General features: G+C 69.5%; 17 protein-coding genes. 9 read left to right on the forward strand and 8 right to left on the reverse strand.

What is annotated here, in order from left to right:
* Positions 1–69 precede the first annotated feature (69 nt).
* From folC to proB, 8 genes are all read left to right on the forward strand, one after another.
* A complete protein-coding gene (gene folC / locus ACL03I_RS19610; protein ID WP_412806676.1) occupies positions 70–1,455 on the forward strand; it encodes a bifunctional tetrahydrofolate synthase/dihydrofolate synthase in 1,386 nt (461 codons plus the stop codon).
* 106 nt (positions 1,456–1,561) lie between these two features.
* The gene (locus ACL03I_RS19615; protein WP_355072284.1) at positions 1,562–1,978 is read left to right on the forward strand and encodes a DUF4233 domain-containing protein; all 417 of its coding nucleotides are present in this window, start codon (positions 1,562–1,564) and stop codon (positions 1,976–1,978) included.
* A gap of 128 nt (positions 1,979–2,106) precedes the next feature.
* On the forward strand, positions 2,107–2,523 hold the full coding sequence (gene ndk, locus ACL03I_RS19620; RefSeq protein ID WP_355072286.1) for a nucleoside-diphosphate kinase: 417 nt from the start codon (positions 2,107–2,109) through the stop codon (positions 2,521–2,523).
* 470 nt (positions 2,524–2,993) lie between these two features.
* Positions 2,994–6,230, forward strand: coding sequence for a translation initiation factor IF-2 N-terminal domain-containing protein (locus ACL03I_RS19625; protein WP_412806635.1), 3,237 nt, complete (start codon positions 2,994–2,996; stop codon positions 6,228–6,230).
* 332 nt (positions 6,231–6,562) lie between these two features.
* Positions 6,563–6,874, forward strand: coding sequence for a 50S ribosomal protein L21 (gene rplU / locus ACL03I_RS19630; protein WP_039796660.1), 312 nt, complete (start codon positions 6,563–6,565; stop codon positions 6,872–6,874).
* A 22-nt stretch (positions 6,875–6,896) separates the two neighbouring features.
* The gene (gene rpmA, locus ACL03I_RS19635; RefSeq protein WP_355072289.1) at positions 6,897–7,163 is read left to right on the forward strand and encodes a 50S ribosomal protein L27; all 267 of its coding nucleotides are present in this window, start codon (positions 6,897–6,899) and stop codon (positions 7,161–7,163) included.
* A gap of 121 nt (positions 7,164–7,284) precedes the next feature.
* Positions 7,285–8,739 carry a GTPase ObgE gene (gene obgE, locus ACL03I_RS19640; RefSeq protein WP_355072291.1) on the forward strand — a complete coding sequence of 485 codons (1,455 nt, stop codon included), beginning with the start codon at positions 7,285–7,287 and terminating at the stop codon, positions 8,737–8,739.
* Between the two features lie 163 nt (positions 8,740–8,902).
* A complete protein-coding gene (gene proB, locus ACL03I_RS19645) occupies positions 8,903–10,003 on the forward strand; it encodes a glutamate 5-kinase (protein WP_355072952.1) in 1,101 nt (366 codons plus the stop codon).
* Positions 10,004–10,072: 69 nt separating this feature from the next.
* Here proB and ACL03I_RS19650 read toward each other — a convergent pair whose 3' ends face one another.
* From ACL03I_RS19650 to ACL03I_RS19665, 4 genes are all read right to left on the reverse strand, one after another.
* On the reverse strand, positions 10,073–10,474 hold the full coding sequence (locus ACL03I_RS19650; protein ID WP_412806636.1) for a hypothetical protein: 402 nt from the start codon (positions 10,472–10,474) through the stop codon (positions 10,073–10,075).
* Positions 10,475–10,545: 71 nt separating this feature from the next.
* Complete coding sequence (locus ACL03I_RS19655) at positions 10,546–11,850, reverse strand: hypothetical protein (RefSeq protein WP_412806637.1); 1,305 nt, start codon at positions 11,848–11,850, stop codon at positions 10,546–10,548.
* Positions 11,847–12,221, reverse strand: coding sequence for a hypothetical protein (locus ACL03I_RS19660; RefSeq protein ID WP_355072299.1), 375 nt, complete (start codon positions 12,219–12,221; stop codon positions 11,847–11,849). Before ACL03I_RS19660 ends, ACL03I_RS19655 begins: the two co-directional genes overlap by 4 nt.
* A gap of 93 nt (positions 12,222–12,314) precedes the next feature.
* Complete coding sequence (locus tag ACL03I_RS19665) at positions 12,315–13,019, reverse strand: ESX secretion-associated protein EspG (protein WP_355072300.1); 705 nt, start codon at positions 13,017–13,019, stop codon at positions 12,315–12,317.
* 241 nt (positions 13,020–13,260) lie between these two features.
* On the opposite strand from ACL03I_RS19665, the gene ACL03I_RS19670 reads away from it, so the two are divergent.
* Positions 13,261–13,611, forward strand: coding sequence for a hypothetical protein (locus ACL03I_RS19670; RefSeq protein WP_355072302.1), 351 nt, complete (start codon positions 13,261–13,263; stop codon positions 13,609–13,611).
* 34 nt (positions 13,612–13,645) lie between these two features.
* Here ACL03I_RS19670 and ACL03I_RS19675 read toward each other — a convergent pair whose 3' ends face one another.
* The 4 genes from ACL03I_RS19675 to ACL03I_RS19690 all read right to left on the reverse strand — a co-directional run bounded on the left by ACL03I_RS19675 (position 13,646) and on the right by ACL03I_RS19690 (position 18,095).
* A complete protein-coding gene (locus tag ACL03I_RS19675) occupies positions 13,646–14,740 on the reverse strand; it encodes a methyltransferase (RefSeq protein WP_356966481.1) in 1,095 nt (364 codons plus the stop codon).
* 39 nt (positions 14,741–14,779) lie between these two features.
* Positions 14,780–15,562 (reverse strand): MerR family transcriptional regulator, encoded by a 783-nt coding sequence (locus tag ACL03I_RS19680; protein ID WP_355072306.1) that lies wholly within the window; start codon positions 15,560–15,562, stop codon positions 14,780–14,782.
* Positions 15,563–15,657: 95 nt separating this feature from the next.
* Entirely contained in the window at positions 15,658–17,163 is a 1,506-nt protein-coding gene (locus tag ACL03I_RS19685) for a flavin-containing monooxygenase (RefSeq protein ID WP_412806638.1), read from the reverse strand.
* Between the two features lie 11 nt (positions 17,164–17,174).
* A complete protein-coding gene (locus tag ACL03I_RS19690; RefSeq protein WP_412806677.1) occupies positions 17,175–18,095 on the reverse strand; it encodes a ferritin-like domain-containing protein in 921 nt (306 codons plus the stop codon).
* Positions 18,096–18,100 lie beyond the last annotated feature (5 nt).

An 18,100-nucleotide genomic window follows, 5' to 3' on the forward strand; every position in this document is an offset into this window, starting at 1 on the left:
CCGGAACCGCAATACGGCGACGACGAGGGCCGTGGCGGCGGAGCGCGGCTCGGCTCCGGTCCGTCGCCGGTGGAACTGGCCGAGATGGCGCTGGTCGAGGCGGAACTCGACCAGCGCTGGCCGGAGACCAAGATCGAACCGTCGCTCACCAGGATCGCCACGCTGATGGATCTGCTCGGCTCGCCGCAGCAGAACTATCCGGCGATCCACATCGCGGGCACCAACGGCAAGACCTCGGTGACCAGGATGATCGACGCGCTGCTCACCGCACTGCATCGGCGCACCGGCCGGATCACCAGTCCGCATCTGCAGCTGGCCACCGAGCGGATCAGCATCGACAACGCGCCGATCACCCCGGCGAGGTATGTGGAGATCTATCGCGAACTGCTGCCGTTCGTCGAGATGATCGACAAGCAGTCGGCGGCCGCGGGCGGGCCCGCGATGAGCAAGTTCGAGGTGCTCACCGGCATGGCCTACGCCGCCTTCGCCGAGGCGCCGGTCGATGTCGCGGTCGTCGAGACGGGAATGGGCGGCACCTGGGACGCCACCAACGTCATCGACGGGCAGGTGGCGGTGATCACGCCGATCGGCCTGGACCACACCGATTACCTGGGTCCGGACCTGGCCTCGATCGCGGGGGAGAAGGCCGGGATCATCAAGCGCGCCCCGGAGAGCCTGGTGCCGCGCGACAACGTCGCGGTGATCGCGCAGCAGGAACCCGAGGCGATGGAGGTGCTGCTGCGCCGTGCCGTCGAGGTGGACGCCGCGGTCGCGCGCGAGGGCTCGGAGTTCCGCGTGCTCGCCCGGCAGATCGCGGTGGGCGGGCAGCAACTCGAGTTGCAGGGCCTGGGCGGGGTGTACGACGAGATCTTCCTGCCGTTGCACGGCGAGCATCAAGCGCGCAACGCGGTGCTCGCGCTCGCGGCGGTGGAGGCTTTCTTCGGTGCGGGCGCGCAGCGCAGGCTCGACATCGACGCCGTGCGCGCGGGCTTCGCGAGCGTCACCAGTCCCGGGCGGATGGAGCGGATCCGCAGCGCGCCCACCATCTTCATCGACGCCGCGCACAATCCGGCGGGCGCGCGGGCGCTGGCCGCGGCGCTGACCGACGAATTCGACTTCCGCAAGTTGGTCGGCGTGGTCGCGGTGCTCGGTGACAAGGACGCCGACGGCATCCTCACCGCGCTGGAGCCGGTGTTCGACGAGATCGTCGTCACCAGCAACGGGTCGCCCCGCGCGCTGGACGTGGAGACCCTCGCCGACCTCGCGGTCCAGCGGTTCGGCGACGAGCGCGTGGTATCCGCCGCCACCCTGCCCGACGCGCTGGAGACCGCGATCGCGATCGCCGAGGAAGTGGGCGACGCGGGCGAGATGGTGTCCGGCGCGGGAGTGATCATCACGGGATCGGTCGTCACGGCGGGCGCGGCTCGCGCGCTGTTCGGAAAGGACCCGGCGTGAGCGCCAGGTGCGTGCACCGCGGCCCACTCGACCATCGTGGGACCGGGAACCACCGCATGAGCGCCGGTCACCGCACGAGCCCGGCGGATGCCGAGGAGGGCACAGCATGAGCGAACCGGCCGAACGAGACGAGCAGTCGGTGCCCGCGCCCGCGACCGACCCGTGGAAGGGCTTCCGTGGGGTGATGGCGGGCACGCTGGTGCTCGAGGCGATCGTGGTGTTGCTCGCGTTGCCGGTGGTCGCCGACGTCGGCGGCGGCGTGACCTGGTTGTCCGGCACCTATCTCGTGGTGCTCGCGGTGGTGATGTTCCTCGGGGCCGGGTTGCAGCGGCGGTCCTGGGCGCTGCCGTTCAACCTCGGGTTGCAGGTCCTGGTGCTGCTCGGCGCGTTCATCCATGTGTCCATCGGCGTCATCGGTGTGGTGTTCGCCGTGGTCTGGGGCTTCATCCTGGTGCTGCGCGCCGACGTGCGCGGCCGGATGGAGAAAGGGCTGCTGCCGAGCCAGCGCATCCAGCGGTCGTAGCCGCAGGGCCGCCAAGGACGCTGCCGGTCGCACTTTTTCCAGCGGAGGTCTCCCTGCCGAGCGCCCGGGAAGCCGATCAGCCGACCGCTGGTGCGGTGCCCGGAAGTATGCCGGATAGGCTGTGCGCCGTGACTGAGCAGACGTTGGTACTCATCAAGCCGGACGGTGTGGCCCGTGGCCTTGTCGGCGAGGTGCTGGCACGGATCGAGCGCAAGGGCCTGAAGATCGTCGCCCTGGAGCTGAAGCACGTGTCGGAGGAACTGGCCAAGGGCCACTACGCCGAGCACGCCGAGAAGCCGTTCTTCGGGTCCCTGATCGAGTTCATCACCTCGGGCCCGGTCGTCGCGGCCATCTTGGAGGGCCCGCGCGCCATCGCCGCGTTCCGCCAGATCGCGGGCGGCACCGACCCGGTCGAAAAGGCCGTGCCCGGCAGCATTCGCGGAGACTTCGCTCTGGAGACCCAGGAGAACCTGGTCCACGGCTCCGATTCACCCGAATCGGCCAAGCGGGAGATCGCCCTCTGGTTCCCCGAACTGCCCGCCTGACCGAGTCTCGATCGTCGTGCCCGCGCCGCCGCGAGACCCGCGTTCGCGCCGCGGGCGGGACCGAGTCGAGCGCCGATGGCGAACGCCCGGCGCGCGGTATGGGATACTGGCATCGGCTGCTTTCGACGCCGACTGTTCGTGCAGGTGCGCGAACGAAACGTGACGAGGGCAGCCGGATGACACCACGGTTCGATGCCGATCATCGCTGCCATGGACAAACGGCCTGGTCACCGGGTCCACTGTTCGTGTAGGCACGCTGGATGAGCGCTCGCGCCGCGGAGTTCAGCCATACAGCCAGGCGCCGCGTGACCAGTTAGCCCGACCGACGCACAACCGAGGAGATAACCGGGCACGCGGGGCGAGACCACTTGATCTCGCGCCCACCGGGTGCGAGTCGAACGGACAGCGCCCCCGCGTCGGCCGCGTCACTCCCGCCGGGAGGGACGCGCCCGGGGGCCCGAGGAGACTTCGTGGCCGATCAAGAGCCGCTGGAAACAACATCACAGGATGCCGAACAATTGCCGGAGCGAATCCGAGTTCACGCACTCGCCAAGCTGCTGGGGGTGACGAGCAAGCGCATCCTGGCCAAGCTCACCGAGATGGGGGCGGACGCGCGCAGCGCCCAGTCGAACGTCGACCGAGCCGTCGCGGAGTCCGTGCGCGACGCCTTGGTGACGGTCGAGGCGGACGCCGCGGCCGAGCAGCCCGCCGCCGGGCCGGGAGACGCCTCCGTACCGGCGCAGCCGGAGGAAGGCGCGCCCCCTCGGGCGCCCGTGGCCGAGCAACCGGCGCCGGAACAGCCGACGCCCGCGGCCGAACGACCGGCGCCTGCCACGGAACCACCGGCACCCGCCGGTGACGTTCCGTTCTCCGGTGCGGGCGTCATCTTCTCCGCGCCGGACACGGTGTCCACCGCGCAGCCGCCGCTCAGCGCACCGGCCAACCACACGCACCTGTTCACGCACTCGGTGCGGCCGGAACCGGAGCCGGTGGCTCCCGCGGTGTTCGAGTCCGCCGCCGTCGTGCAGGCGCCGCTGTTCCTGTCGCCGGACGCCGCGGCCGCCGAGGAGGCGCGCAAACAGCGCCGCGCCGAGCGTGCGGGCCGCCGCGCCGACGAGCAGGCACCCGAGCCCGTCGAGGACGAGACCGAGGTCACCGAGGATGAGCGCGAGTCGTCCGATCAGCACGGCGACGCCGACCAGCCGCGGCGCCGTCGCCGTGGCCGCCGGGGGCGCGGTCGCGGCCGGGGCGAGCAGCAGTCCGATGGCGACGGCGAGGGCGAGGACACCGAGACCGACGACGAGTCGGCTCCCGCAGCCGCCGAGTCCGCCGAAGCCACCGACGCGGCGGAATCCGCCGAGACCGCCGAGGGCGAAGGTGAGGACGAGGACGGCGTGCCGGAAGGCTCGAGCCGCCGTCGCCGTCGCCGCCGTCGGCGCAAGGTGGCCGGTGACTCGGGCGAGAACGAACCCGCTGACGACGATCCGCCGAACACGGTCGTGCACGAGCGCGAGCCGCGCAACAAGAGCCGCGGCCGCGTCGCGGTCGACGAGGTCCAGGGCATCACCGGCTCCACCCGGCTGGAAGCCAAGCGGCAGCGCCGTCGCGACGGGCGCGAGGCGGGCCGTCGCCGCCCGCCGATCCTGACCGAGTCGGAGTTCCTGGCCCGGCGCGAAGCGGTGGATCGCGTGATGGTCGTGCGCGAGAAGTCGTTCCCGGATCACCCCACCGCGACGCAGGTGGCCGTGCTCGAGGACAACGTCCTGGTCGAGCACTTCGTGACGAGCACAGGTTCCGCGTCCATGGTGGGCAACGTCTACCTGGGCAAGGTGCAGAACGTGCTGCCCAGCATGGAGGCCGCTTTCGTCGACATCGGCCGCGGCCGCAACGGCGTGCTGTACGCCGGTGAGGTCAACTGGGAGGCCGCCGGGCTCGGCGGCAAGGAGCGCAAGATCGAGCAGGCGCTCAAGCCGGGCGACCAGGTGCTGGTCCAAGTGAGCAAGGACCCGGTCGGCCACAAGGGCGCCCGGCTGACCACGCAGATCAGCCTGGCCGGGCGCTTCCTGGTGTACGTGCCCGGCGGCACCTCCACCGGGATCAGCCGCAAGCTGCCGGACACCGAGCGCAAGCGCCTCAAGGAGATCCTGCGCGACATCGTGCCCGCCGACGCCGGTGTCATCATCCGCACCGCCTCCGAAGGCGTCAGCGAGACCGAACTGGCCCGCGACGTGGAGCGGCTGCAGGCGACCTGGCGCACCATCCAGGAGCAGACCGGCAAGGACGGCAACGCGCCCAAGACGCTCTACGAAGAGCCCGACTTGTTGGTCAAGGTCATCCGCGACCTGTTCAACGAGGACTTCTCCAAGCTGGTCATCGAGGGTGACCGGGCCTGGAGCACAGTGGAGAAGTACATCGGCACCGTCGCGCCGGACCTGCTCACCAGGGTCTCCCGGCACGAGAACAACGGCGTCGACGTGTTCGAGACCTACCGGATCGACGAACAGCTGTCCAAGGCGCTCGATCGCAAGGTGTGGCTGCCGTCGGGCGGCACCCTGGTGATCGACCGCACCGAGGCCATGACGGTGATCGACGTGAACACCGGCAAGTTCACCGGCGCGGGCGGCAGCAACCTGGAGGAGACGGTCACCAGGAACAACCTGGAGGCGGCCGAGGAGATCGTGCGCCAGATGCGGCTGCGCGACATCGGCGGCATGATCGTCGTCGACTTCATCGACATGGTGCTGGAGTCCAACCGCGATCTGGTGCTGCGCCGCCTGACCGAGGCGCTGGGCCGGGACCGCACCCGCCACCAGGTCTCCGAGGTCACCTCGCTGGGCCTGGTCCAGATGACCCGCAAGAAGCTGGGCACCGGCCTGGTCGAGGCGTTCTCCACCACCTGCGAGCACTGCCACGGACGCGGCATCCTCGTGCACAGCTACCCGGTGGAGCCCGGCTCCGGTGAAGAGCCGGCCGCGCGCACCCGCGAGAGCGGTTCGCGCAGGCGTCGAGGCCGGGACAAGGCGGCCGCGGCGGCTCCCCAGCCTGCCAACGGGTCCGGTCCCGCGGCCGAACCCACCGAGGACGACGCGGCCGTCAAACGGGCGCATCCGGTGGCGCTGGCGATGGCCGCGCACCAGTCCGAGGAGGCGCCGGAAGCGACCGCGGACACGTTCGCCGAGCCGCAGGTCGCGGACACGGCCGAGGCCGCCGTCGCGGCCGAGGCCGCCGAAGAGCGCGTCGTCACGGAGACCGTCGAGGCCGCGGTCGCGGTGCCCGCCGAGGAGCCGGAGACCGAGCCCGCCGAAGTGGTCGAGGTCGTCGAGCAAGTCGAAAAGGTCGAGTCGGCACCGGCGGAAGAGCCCGTCCCCGAGCCCGTCGGTGCGTCCGTCTCGGATGCCGCGCCGCAGCCGGTCGCCGACACCGTCGCGGCGGCCGAGCCCGTCGCGACGACCGAGAACGGTGCCGCCGCCAACGGGGTCGCCGAGCCGGGCCCGAGCCGTCCGGCTCGTCGCCGGCGGGTTGCCCGTTCGGCCGCCGCGCCCGCCGCGGACAGCTCCGGAGCGGTGTTCGTGCTGCCCACCGGAGACCAGGCGCCCGCGCCCGCGGTCGACTACTCCCAGCCCGAGCCGGTCGAGGTGCCGCAGCGCAACCGGCCGCGCAGGCGGTCGGTCGGCCGCCCGGCAGGCGCGCCGGACGCCGCGAACTGAGTCCTCGCCGACACCACTGTGGCCCCCGCCGGTCCTTCCGGTCGGGGGCCACAGGCGTTCCCGCAGCGAACGCGTGGCAGGGCCGCGGTGCGCGGGTGAACGCCGGTTTGGTCGTCGCGGTAGCCGTCCTGTAATCTTGGACAGTCGCTGCCCGGTGACAACATGTTTTGTCTTCGTGGCCCGGTTCTCGACAGTTCGATACCGAGAGCCACCAGGTGCCGAGGCGGTGGCGATTACCAGACCAGTCGTGTGGCGGTTTCCGGTGGATTCAGACCGGAGGTGTCGCCGCGTGAACGAGTGCCGAGCACTATAGGAAGAAGGGCAGCCGACCGATGGCAACGTACGCGATCGTCAAGACCGGCGGAAAGCAGTACAAGGTCGCGGTCGGTGACCTGGTGAAGGTCGAGAAGATCGAGGGTGCGCCGGGTACCGCCGTGGCGCTGGATCCGGTTCTCGTCGTCGATGGCGCCGAGCTGACCACCGACGCCGACAAGCTGGCCAAGGTTTCCGTGGCCGCCGAGGTGGTCGAGCAGACCAAGGGCCCGAAGATCCGCATCCACAAGTTCAAGAACAAGACCGGCTACCACAAGCGCCAGGGACACCGTCAGCCGCTGACGGTCCTGAAGGTCACCGGCATCAAGTAAGACATCCCGAGGAGAACCAGCTATGGCACACAAGAAGGGTGCGTCCAGCTCCCGGAACGGACGCGATTCCAACGCCCAGCGACTCGGCGTCAAGCGCTTCGGCGGCCAGTCGGTCAAGGCGGGCGAGATCCTGGTGCGTCAGCGCGGCACCCACTTCCACCCCGGCGTGAACGTCGGCCGTGGCGGTGACGACACCCTGTTCGCCCTGGCGGCGGGCGCGGTGGAGTTCGGCACCAAGCGTGGACGCAAGACCGTCAACATCGTGACCCCGGAGCCGGTTCAGGCCTGACCGCCGAACCACTTCCGGATAACAGCGAGCGGGTCAGGGTCTCGGAACCCTGGCCCGTTTTTCGTGTTCGCGAACGAGCAGCCCTCAGTACGACCAGTCCCGAAGGAGGATGATTCGGCGTATGTCCAAGTTCATCGACCGTGTCGTACTGCATGTGCGTGCGGGTAAAGGCGGCCACGGATGCGCCTCGGTGCATCGCGAGAAGTTCAAGCCGCTCGGCGGGCCGGACGGCGGTAACGGCGGCAACGGCGGAGACGTCATCCTCGAGGTCGACTCCAACGTGCACACCCTGCTGGACTTCCACTTCCACCCGCACGCGAAGGCGGGCAACGGCAAGCCGGGCGAAGGCGGCAACCGCGACGGCAAGCAGGGCGTCGACCTGGTGCTGAAGGTGCCCGACGGCACCGTGGTGCTCGACGACGACGGCAAAGTGCTCGTCGACCTGGTCGGTACCGGCAACCGCTTCATCGTCGCCCGCGGCGGCCGCGGCGGACTCGGCAACGCCTCGCTGGCGTCGAAGGCCCGCAAAGCGCCGGGTTTCGCGCTGCTCGGCGAGGACGGCGAAGAACTCGACTTGGTGCTCGAACTGAAGTCGGTCGCCGACGTCGGGCTCGTCGGCTTCCCTTCGGCGGGCAAGTCCTCGCTGGTCTCGGTGCTCTCGGCGGCCAAGCCGAAGATCGCCGACTATCCGTTCACCACGCTGGTACCCAATCTCGGCGTCGTCGCCAGCGGTGAGACCACCTTCACGATCGCCGATGTGCCCGGACTGATCCCGGGCGCGAGCGAGGGCCGCGGACTCGGGCTGGACTTCCTGCGGCACCTGGAGCGCTGCGCGGTGCTCGCCCATGTGGTGGACTGCGCCACGCTGGAGCCGGGCCGCGACCCCGTGTCCGATGTCGACGCGCTCGAAGCCGAACTCGCCGCCTACCAGCCGGCGCTGAGCGCGGACGCCGGGCTCGGCGATCTGGCCGACCGCCCACGCGTGGTGATCTTGAACAAGATCGATGTACCCGACGCGGCCGAACTGGCCGAGATGGTGACCGCGGAGTTCACCGAACGCGGCTGGCCGGTGTTCGAGATCTCCGCCGTGAGCCACGTGGGCCTGCGTCCGTTGACCTTCGCCCTCGCGGATCTGGTGCGCCGGTACCGCGAGGAGCATCCGCAGGCAGCGCCGAAGCGCCCGGTCATCCGCCCGATCGCGGTCGACGAGACCGGATTCAGCGTGCTCGCCGACCCGGAGGAGCCGGGCGGCTTCATCGTGCGCGGTACCCGGCCGGAGCGCTGGGTGCGGCAGACCCAATTCGACAACGACGAGGCCGTCGGCTACCTGGCCGACCGTCTGGCGCGCCTGGGCGTGGAAGACGAACTGGTGCGGCTGGGCGCGGAGCCGGGAGCGCCGGTGACCATCGGCGACGTGACGTTCGACTGGGAGCCGCAGATCTCGGCGGGCATCGACATGGTGCCCACCGGGCGCGGCACCGACATCCGGCTGGAACAGACCGACCGGGTCAGCGCGGCCGAGCGCAAGCACGCGTCCCGGGTGCGACGCGGTCTGGTACAGGAAGACGAGGAGTAGACGTGGACCACGGTCGAGTCGCCGTGCGCCCTCGGTGGGCGCCGTGTCCGGCGGACTCGATCGTTCGCGGCTGGGTCCCGACTACCGTGGATTCGATTGTGGTGCAAAGAGTTCGGTGGGGATGCAGGTGAGGTCTATCAGCGCCGAGGCGGATTCCTCGGGCCTGAGCGAGGCGCGGTTGGCGATCGCGGCGGCGCGCCGGGTCGTGGTGAAGATCGGTTCGTCCGCGCTGACCAGCTTGAAAGGCGGCCTGGATACCGCGCGGCTGGATCGGCTGGCCGACGCGGTGGAGGCTCGGATGCGCGCCGGATCCGATGTGGTGGTCGTATCCTCGGGCGCCATCGGCGCCGGCATCGCGCCGCTGGGCTTGACCAGCCGTCCGCGTGACCTGGCCACCAAGCAGGCCGCGGCGAGCGTCGGGCAGCTGGCCCTGGCGCATGCCTGGGGCACGTCGTTCGCCCGCTACGACCGCACGGTCGGGCAGGTGCTCCTGAGCGCCGACGACTTTTCCCGGCGTGAGCACCACCGCAACGCGCAGCGCACCCTCGATCGCCTGCGCTCGCTGGGCGCGGTGGCGGTGGTGAACGAGAACGACACGGTCGCGACGGAGGAGATCCGCTTCGGCGACAACGACCGGCTCGCCGCGCTGGTCGCCCACCTCGTCGGCGCCGACGCACTTGTGCTGCTGTCGGACGTGGCGGGCCTCTACGACGGTGACCCGCGCAAGGGTGCGGCCACGCTGATTCCCGAGGTGCGCAGCAGTGCCGACCTGGACGGCGTCATCGCGGGCAGCGGCGGCGCGCTCGGCACCGGCGGCATGGCGTCCAAGTTGTCGGCGGCGCGCCTGGCCGCGGACGCGGGCGTGCCGGTTCTGCTCGCCGCCGCTTCGTCGGCGGCTACCGCGTTGTCCACCGGCACCGTCGGCACCGCATTCGCCGCGCGGCCGGTGCGGTTGTCCGCCCGCAAGTTCTGGGTCCGGCACGCCGCGGACAGCCGCGGCACGCTGCTCATCGATGACGGCGCGGTCCAAGCGGTGGCGCACCGCCGCAGGTCGCTGCTCGCGGCCGGGATCGTGGGCGTCCGTGGCCGCTTCTACGGCGGCGACGTGGTCGATCTGGTGGCTCCGGACAATCGCGTTGTCGCGCGGGGCGTCGTCGAATACGACAGCACCGAACTGGCGGGCATGCTCGGCCGCTCCACCGCCGAACTCCCCGACACGATGCAGCGTCCCGTCATCCACGCCGACGACCTCGTGAAGGTCTGATCAGGCACCGTTCGACAGGTCACCGGTACGACCGAGCGACTGACCCGGGAGCCAGGACGGCGGGTCGCTTCAGTCCCAATAGTTGAAGAGCGCGTCGCCGACGGTCTGTGGTCTCCAATACCGGACATCGTCTCGGTCCAGTTCGGGCCAGGCTGCCGCATCGAACGGCTGGGCGAGTTCGGCCGTTGTGAGTAGTTCGAACCCTGATTGTTCGGCCAGAGCAGCGACCAGGTCAGGAGCCTCGATGAATGTGAGGGGCCCGGACTCGATCGCCGCGTCATCGAAATCGATCACCCGGGGGTCGGCGACCGCCAGCACCGCGGAATCGCGCAGCGCGACCACCGCGACGTGATGGTCGTGGTAGGCGATGACTCCTTGGTGGAAGTTCGGGGTCGCATTCCCTGCCAGACGGAACTCGATCACGGTGCCGCCGGTGCGGCGAGCAGCCTCGTCGAGGTGCCCGACCGCCACAAGGAGCGCTGCCGACGGTTTCCGAGGTACCGGGGTGTGGCTCGTGTTGCGGAGACTCCGGTGACGGGCCGTCAGGACGGGACGACGCCAGGTTGGTTGGTCGTCGGAATCTGCTGCTGGCTGCCGTCCACCGGCCCGGTGACGCCCGGCTGGCCGTTCGGGTCGGGCATCGGTACGGCTGGAACGGGAGCCGGTGCCGGTGCCTGCGGCGGGCTCGGCGGCAGCGCAGGGGCTGGGGCCGGGGTTGCGGGTGGCGGCGCGGACGAACTCGGCGGCTGCGTCGGTTCCGGGGTCGGAGGTGGTGGGCTCGGCGGCGGAGGTGGCGCGGATGAACTCGGCGGTTGCGTCGGTTCGGTAGTCGGCGGGGGAGGGGCCGACGAACTCGGCGGTTGCGTTGGCGCCGGGGTCTGTGGCGACGGAGCGGGACTCGGCGGCGCGGTCGTGGACGGCGCCTGCTGTGTCGGCTCGGGTGTCGGCGTGGGCTGTGGCGTCTGCGTGGACGGCGCTTGCTGTGTCGGCTCGGGTGTCGGCGTGGGCTGTGGCGTCTGCGTGGACGGCGCTTGCTGTGTCGGCTCGGGTGTCGGCGTGGGCTGTGGCGTCTGCGCGGACGGCGCTTGCTGCGGCGGCGGAGCCTGCTGGGTGGGCGGCGCCGAAGGCGTCTGTTGCGGATCCGGCTTCGGCCCGGGCGGTGTCGAATTATGCGACGGTGCGGGCGATTCCGGTGCGGCAGGCGCGGGTTGCGTTGTTCCAGGCGACCATTGGTTGTTCGGTGATGTCTGCTCGGGCGCCGAGTGTCGCGGCGTGCCGGGTGAGACCGCCTGCGGCGCGGACGGCGCCGTGGCGGCGGGTGGTGCCGGCAGCGCGGGCACCGCGGATCCCGCCGTGGAATAGGCGGGTTTGTAGACCATGTTCATCGCGAGCACGGCCTCTTGGCGCAGCGCCTCCTGCGCCATTTGCGCGTCGATGACGTGCGCCGCCTCCAGCAACTGCGCGATCGCGCCGACCGGTCCGGAAGCGCCGGGCGGCACCACCGCGAGTTTCACCGCCTCGGCGGCCGCGGCGACCCCGCCGAGGCGGGCGCCCACTTGACCGAGCACCGCCGCCAGCTCGTCGGCCGACGCCGCGAAGCTGCGTGCGCAAGCCTGAGCGGCGTCGGCGGCGGCGCCTTTCCAGTCCGCCGCGTCCATCACGCGATCGACGCCGCCGTGGGTGAGTGGGAACGACGTGGTGAGCGTGCCGGCCGCGTCGAGCCAGATGGTCGACGCGTGCAGCACCTGCGCGGGATCGATCTGCTGTGCCTTCGCGTAGATCTCGTCGTGCCGCATCGACTCGAAATGCTCCATCGAGTTGATGTAGGTGGGATCGGAACCGGTCATCGGGGCAACCTCGTCCGGACCGCGCGCAGGGCGGCGGCGCTCGCGGCGTCGGCCTCTTCGAACAGTCCTCCGCTGATCAAGAACGCTTCCTTCATGCGGTAGGCCGCTTCGATGTAGTGGTCGAGCAGCGCCGCCGCGTCACGCGCTTTGTGGCTGAATCCCGCCTGCAACTGCTGGGCGGAGACGAATCCACCGAAACCGCCTAGATCCGCGGCGGATTCGAGACTCTGCTGTAGGTGGATCAGCCGATCGGCCTGCCGTTCGTACATTTCGGCGCACTGCCGAGCCGCCGCCGGATCGAACTGGACGGTCCCGGCCTGCGCGGCCTCCTTGAATCGGGCGATATCGGCTCGGCTGGTATCGATCGTCATCGCTCACCCCTGAGATCGGTCGGTCTGCCCCAGACTAACCGGAAGCCCAGCGCCGGGTCAGCAATAGTCGGCGGCAGTGGTCACCAAAGTGGGCTATATCGGTATGCGCTTTTGCAATTGGGTCGCGATCTGATCAGCGGAGGCGGGCGCGATGCGCACCTCGTCGCCCGCTTTGATCAGATATCTTCCGTCGTCGCGCACATCGATCCAGGTGTAATGGATCGGCGGGGGCTGGGTCGGTCGATCGAGCCGCGACTCGATCCTGATGTGGCCCTCGGCGGTATGCGGCTCCAGCAGCAACTTGCGAATCCGCGGCGCTGCTTGCTGCCGCGCGGTCACGGTCTCTCGGTCGCGCACGGCGGCCCCGGACGCGACGCGAGCGGGTTCGCGGCCCGCGGGGGTCTTCGGCAGCAGCGCCGCGATCCGCCGGCCCAGTTTGGCGCTGTGCCCGATCGAAATGCGCACGCGACCACCAAAATCCGGAATCGCGCCGGGTTCCTGCACCGCGAGCACGGCACGATCGTAGATGGCGGCGGCCAGCAACCGCAGTTCGCCGCCCGGCTGGTGTGTACCACCGATGGCAACGATCCTGGTATGCGGCCTGGCCAGAATGCGCAGACATGCCGAAAGGTCGGGGTCGGAGCCCAGCGGCAGCCGTTCGGCGAGGGCGATGCGCAACTTCTCGGCGTCGTCCTCGGTTCTGGGCGTCTCCAGGATGCGCAGCGGGTAGGGGTGGCGATCCAGGTCGGTCTCGCGCCAGATATGGGCGAACTCGTCCGGAGTGAAGGTCCATTCCACGGCCGAATCACATCCTCACCGAACCAGCCAATGCTGTTCGTAGCCTAGCGGTCTCGACGCCGGACGGGGGAACTCCCGCGGGGAGACGCCACGGCCTCGCCGGATGGGTTCGGTATCCGCCCTGGAGAAACAGTATTTGCGCGGCGGTGTCGTGCTCGACCGTCCCCTTCGATTCTGCTGAAATAGTGGAAGAGCACGGCAGCGACCGGGTAGGGCTGAGATCTGCCGAGGAGGTATTGCGGTGCACACCATGATGCGGCGAGTGGGCGCGGGAACCGTTCTGTTGTTCCTCGCGGGTGGCCTCGCCTGGGTCGGAGCCGGGTCCGCCGCAGCGGAGCCCGCGGGCTGCTATGTCGACCGTGGCGTCACGGACGCGGCCGCCTTGTGCCACAGCGGTGAGGGAGCGTCGGTGCTGGAAGCCGAATGCCTCGGTTTCTTCCTGCCGTCGGAGCGGTCCGGGCCGGTGTTCGGCTACTACAGCGGCTTCGAGTCGCGGCAGACGCCGGTCGGCAAGCCGATGCGGGCCACCTGTGTGGCCGACGGCGCCGTGGGGATCGCCACGCTGGCGTTCGTCGTCCCGGCCACGTCGTAGCGCCGCCGAGCGGCAACGCGTCCGGCGAGCGGGTTCAGCTCGGCCTGGCCTCGAGCACGTTGTCCGGGGAAGCCGTCGGTACGCGCTGGGTCAGCGTGAATCCGTTCCTGGCGAGGAAGTCGCGGTACTCGGCCTCGGTGCGTTCCCGTCCGCCCGCGTTGACCAGCATCTCCAAGTCGATGTACTTGCTCGGGTGCGGTGCGGTGTGTTCGGGGACGACCAGTTCGACGATCAGCAACCGGGCGTCGGGTTCCATGGCCGCGCGCACGGTGCGGAGGATGCGACCGGCGTCCGGTTCGGCCCAGTCGTGCAGGATGTGCTTGAGAATGTAGGCGTCGCCGCCCCTGGGGACGCTGTCGAAGAAGGATCCGCTCTCCACCGCGCAGCGATCGGCGAGACCGAGCGCGGCGAGCCGAGCGGGGGCCGCGGCCACCACTTCGGGCACGTCGAACAGAATGCCACGCGATCGTGGTGCGCGGCGCAGGATCTCGGTGAGCATCGTCCCTTCGCCGCCGCCGACGTCGACCAGGGTCGCGTAGCGGCCGAAATCGTAGGCGGCGAACAGCGGCTCCATCGACAGGGTGCCGATGCTGGTCATCGCGCGGTCGAACAGTACGCCGAGTTCCCGGTCGTGCTGGACGTATTCGAAGAACGGCATACCGTCGAGCTTCACGCCGACCGGTTCGCCGGTGCGCACGGCGTCGACCAAGTGCGACCAGTGGTTGCGGTGCCCGGGCGAACCGAAGAACAGCACCGCGTCGCGCAACGACACGTCCGAGTCGCGGCACAGGGCTCGCGCCATCGGCGTCAGCGCGTACCGTCCGTCGCGCCGCTGGGTGAAGATGCCGTGGCTGATCAGCAGGCGCAGCAACCGCCGCAGCGCGTCCTCGTCGGCGCCGACCGCCGCCGCGAGGTCCGCGCCCGACCGCGGCCCCGCCGCGAGTGCGTCGGCCACGCCGAGCGCCGCGGCGGCGTGGATGGCCTGCGTGATCCATCCGGCGGCGATCAGCTCCATCAGCGCGAGGTGCCCGGGCACCAGCTTGCGGAACGCGAAGGCCAGGGCGGCGCGCACCGATTCGACGGCCCGTACCAGCGGCAGCGGCGGAATTCTCGGTCGGTCGGACGCCACGGCGACTCCATCCGTCGAAGGTCGGCACTCTGCGCTTGTCTAGGAGGGTACGTCGCGCCCGGATTCGCTGCGCTGTTTCTCTCGCTCGGCGGCGGTGGCGAGATAGTCGCCGAGTTCGCGGCGCAGCGTGACGTCCAGCGAGCGGGCGAGCGTGGCGTGGACCGAGGCGACCGCCAGCTCGCGCATCTTGTTGAGCATCGTTGTGGTCTCGGCAATTTCGCCGCTGGTGTCGGGCATCCAGCCGGGACCGTGCTCGTCGATGATGTGCTGTTTGGCGGCGGTGATCATGATGTGCGTGATGTCATCGATCCGGTCGGCCACCTTGGCATAGATCTCGATGAGCGTGCGCAGTTCCAGACCGTACTCGTGCAGTTCGGCGAACGAGGTGAGCAACTGGGTCTCGGTGAACACCACCGTGTCGCCCTCCAGCCGGACCAGCCGCATCTCGCGCAGCCGGTCGACCAGCTCGTCGGCGTCGGCGCCGAGGATGGTGCCGATCAGCTCGCGGGGCACCTCGAAGGTCTCGTCCTTGGCCCAGGACGCCGTCACGGCGTGTTGCAGGCCGAGTACCTCGGTCAGGTCCTTGCCGGTCTCCCAGCTGGTGATGAAGTCGGCGATGTGCGCGGTGGTGAAACCGCGCTGGAGCAGCGCGTCGATCAAGCGCAGCCGCTCGAGGTGCGCGTCGTCGTAGATGCTGGCCCGGCCGTCCTTGCCGACCGGCGGCGGCAGCAGCCCGCGTTCCTGGTAGGCGCGCACGTTGCGGGTGGTGGTGCCCGCGGCGCGCGCGAGGTCATCGATCCGGTACTCCGGCGTCGACCTCACCTCCCTCGCTGCCCACGGCGCCGAAGGACCGGCGGCGCGCTGTAGAACTCCCTGCGGACCGAGTCTATCGTCCGCGCCGCCGGTACCTCCGGCACTCAGGAAACCCGTGCCACTCGTTGTCGCCGCTGGTCGGCGGTCGATTCGACCACGAAGTAGTCGTCCAGATCGACCTTGCGCAATTGATGGACGTACTGGGTGGCGAAGCCCGGATACATGGTCGCGTTGAAGCCGTCCTCGGTGAGATACCAGCTGTGGCATCCCGAGTTCCAGGTGGTGGCCGACAGTCTGCGCTGGATGGCGGCGTTGTAGCGGTCCTGCCGGTCGCGCCGCACGTCCAGCATGCGCAGGTCCCGGTCCAGGATGACGCCGATCGCGCCGACGAGGTAGTCGATCTGGGCTTCCATGTAGACCAGCGCCGAGTTGTGTCCCGGGCCGGAATTGGGGCCGAACGTGAGATACAGGTTGGGATATCCGGAAACCGCGACGCTCTTGTAGGCGTAGGCCCCGCGCGACCACTCGTCCGCGAGAACCCGGCCACCGCGTCCGACCACCGGAACGGGCGTCCCGGTTTTGGAGACGTCGAATCCCGTCGCGAAGACGATGCAATCCGCTTGGTGCTCGATGCCTTCCGCGGTGCGGATGCCGTGCTCGGAGATCCGGGCGATCGGCCAGGTGATCAACTTGCAGTTGTCCCGCTGCAGGGCGGGGTAGTAGTCGTCGGTCATCAGCAGGCGTTTGCAGCCGGCCCGGAAGTCCGGAGTGAGCTGGCGGCGCAGCCATGGATCCTTGACCTGCCTGCGCAGCTGCGCCTTGCCGACCAGCTCGACCACCCTGGTCAGCGGCGTGTTCCAGACCACGCCCAGCGCTACCGACTCGTGGCCGTAGAACCAGGCGCGTCGCGCCAGTTGCTCGGCGGCGGGCAGCCGACGGTAGAGCTCCTTGGTCAAGCCGTTGGTCTGCCGATTGATCCGCGGCAGCACCCAGCCGGGAGTGCGCTGGAACACCTTCACCGAGGCGGCCTTGTCGACCAGTTCCGGGATGATCTGGACCGCGCTGGCGCCGGTGCCGACGACCGCGACCCGTTTGCCGGTGAAGTCGTAGTCGTGATCCCAACGGGCGCTGTGGATCGTGTGCCCTCGGTAGGTCTCGATGCCGCGGATGTCCGGAAGACTGGCATTGGCCAGCGGGCCGGACGCCAGCACGACGGTGCGGGCGAGGATCGGGTCCGCGTGGCTGTCGATCGATATCTCCCACACCCCGGCCTGCTCGTCGAACACCATGCCGGAAACGTTGTGCCCGAACCGGATATGCGGACCGAGCCGGAACTTCGCGGCCATCGCCTCGATGTAGCCGAGGATCTCGTTGCTCCCGGAGTAGGTGCGCGACCAGTTCGGGTTCGGCGCGAAACTGTAGGAGTACAGCCGCGACGGAATATCGCACGCCGCACCGGGATAGGTGTTGTCGCGCCAGGTTCCGCCGATCGCGGTGCCGCGCTCGAGAATCGCGAAATCACGGATTCCGCGTTGCTTCAGCCGGATGGCCGTGCCGATTCCGGCGAATCCGCCGCCGATGACGGCGACGTCGAGGGTGTGCGTACTCATCGGATTCCCTGTCATGCCGCGGGCTCGTAGGTCAGTTCCTTCGACCAGGTCGGGTTGCTGCGCAGCAGCGTCTTCGGCACCAACCCGGTGATCTTCACCAGCGCGTCGGCCACGAGGTGGTAGGGGTGGCCACGGTCGATCACCCAGCTGCCGTGCGTCTTCACGATCTGGTACATCGGCAGCCTGCGGGCGAATTCACTACGCTCGCCCACGTTCGCGTACCGCTTGAGCGCGCCGTAGAGCTTCTCCTCGTCCACGCCCATCGCGACGATGTTGTCGCGCATCTTGTTCAGCAGCGGCACGTAGCTCAGCACGCCGATGATCAGCGAGGGCTTGGCCCAGCCGCCGACCAGGTCGATGAGCAGCTTGCGCATCTCCGCGTGCCCCAGCAGGTCCATCACGGCGAAATCCACCGCCAGATGGCGGGATTCGTCGGAGTTGATCTTCTTGAACGCCTCCTGGCAGACCGGGTCCTCGATCTCGTCCATGATGAACTTGATCAGCGCGCCGTCGAGCGCGACCTCGAGCATCGGGATGACGGTGCCGAGGAACGACAGCGACATGTCGTCGGAGTACTTGTCCAGGAAATCGATCACCAGCTTGACGTTGATGTTCGGCTGCGGGATCTCGTCGCCGTCGAGCATGCCCCACCGACGCATCAGCGCCAGCTCGGCGTTGGCGTGCTTCTGCTCCTCGGCGTGAAAATAGCGGTAGATCTCGCGCAGCGTCTCGTTCGGCGCCTTCTTGGCCATCGCCGCGAAGCCGCGCGCGCCGACGTTCTCGATCCACATCAGATCGGCCATGAACGGCTTGAGCTTGGCGTGCAGTTCCGGCGTGATCGTCTCGGCGCCCGGAGCGTCCCAATCGATGTCGGCCAGTGCCCACTGGCGGTCCTTGATCTTGCGGAGCATGTCGTCGAAGTCCATCGCGATGGCGG

The organism is Nocardia sichangensis, from assembly GCF_047200615.1.
Lineage (GTDB): Bacteria > Actinomycetota > Actinomycetes > Mycobacteriales > Mycobacteriaceae > Nocardia > Nocardia sichangensis.

Excerpts from the sequence above, each read along its gene's own strand:
- ACL03I_RS19655 (WP_412806637.1), bottom strand. The coding sequence starts at position 11,850 with ATGACCGGTTCCGATCCCACCTACATCAACTCGATGGAGCATTTCGAG.
- ACL03I_RS19685 (WP_412806638.1), bottom strand. The coding sequence starts at position 17,163 with ATGAGTACGCACACCCTCGACGTCGCCGTCATCGGCGGCGGATTCGCC.
- rpmA (WP_355072289.1), top strand. The coding sequence starts at position 6,897 with ATGGCACACAAGAAGGGTGCGTCCAGCTCCCGGAACGGACGCGATTCC.
- ACL03I_RS19660 (WP_355072299.1), bottom strand. The coding sequence starts at position 12,221 with ATGACGATCGATACCAGCCGAGCCGATATCGCCCGATTCAAGGAGGCC.
- rplU (WP_039796660.1), top strand. The coding sequence starts at position 6,563 with ATGGCAACGTACGCGATCGTCAAGACCGGCGGAAAGCAGTACAAGGTC.
- ACL03I_RS19615 (WP_355072284.1), top strand. The coding sequence starts at position 1,562 with ATGAGCGAACCGGCCGAACGAGACGAGCAGTCGGTGCCCGCGCCCGCG.
- obgE (WP_355072291.1), top strand. The coding sequence starts at position 7,285 with ATGTCCAAGTTCATCGACCGTGTCGTACTGCATGTGCGTGCGGGTAAA.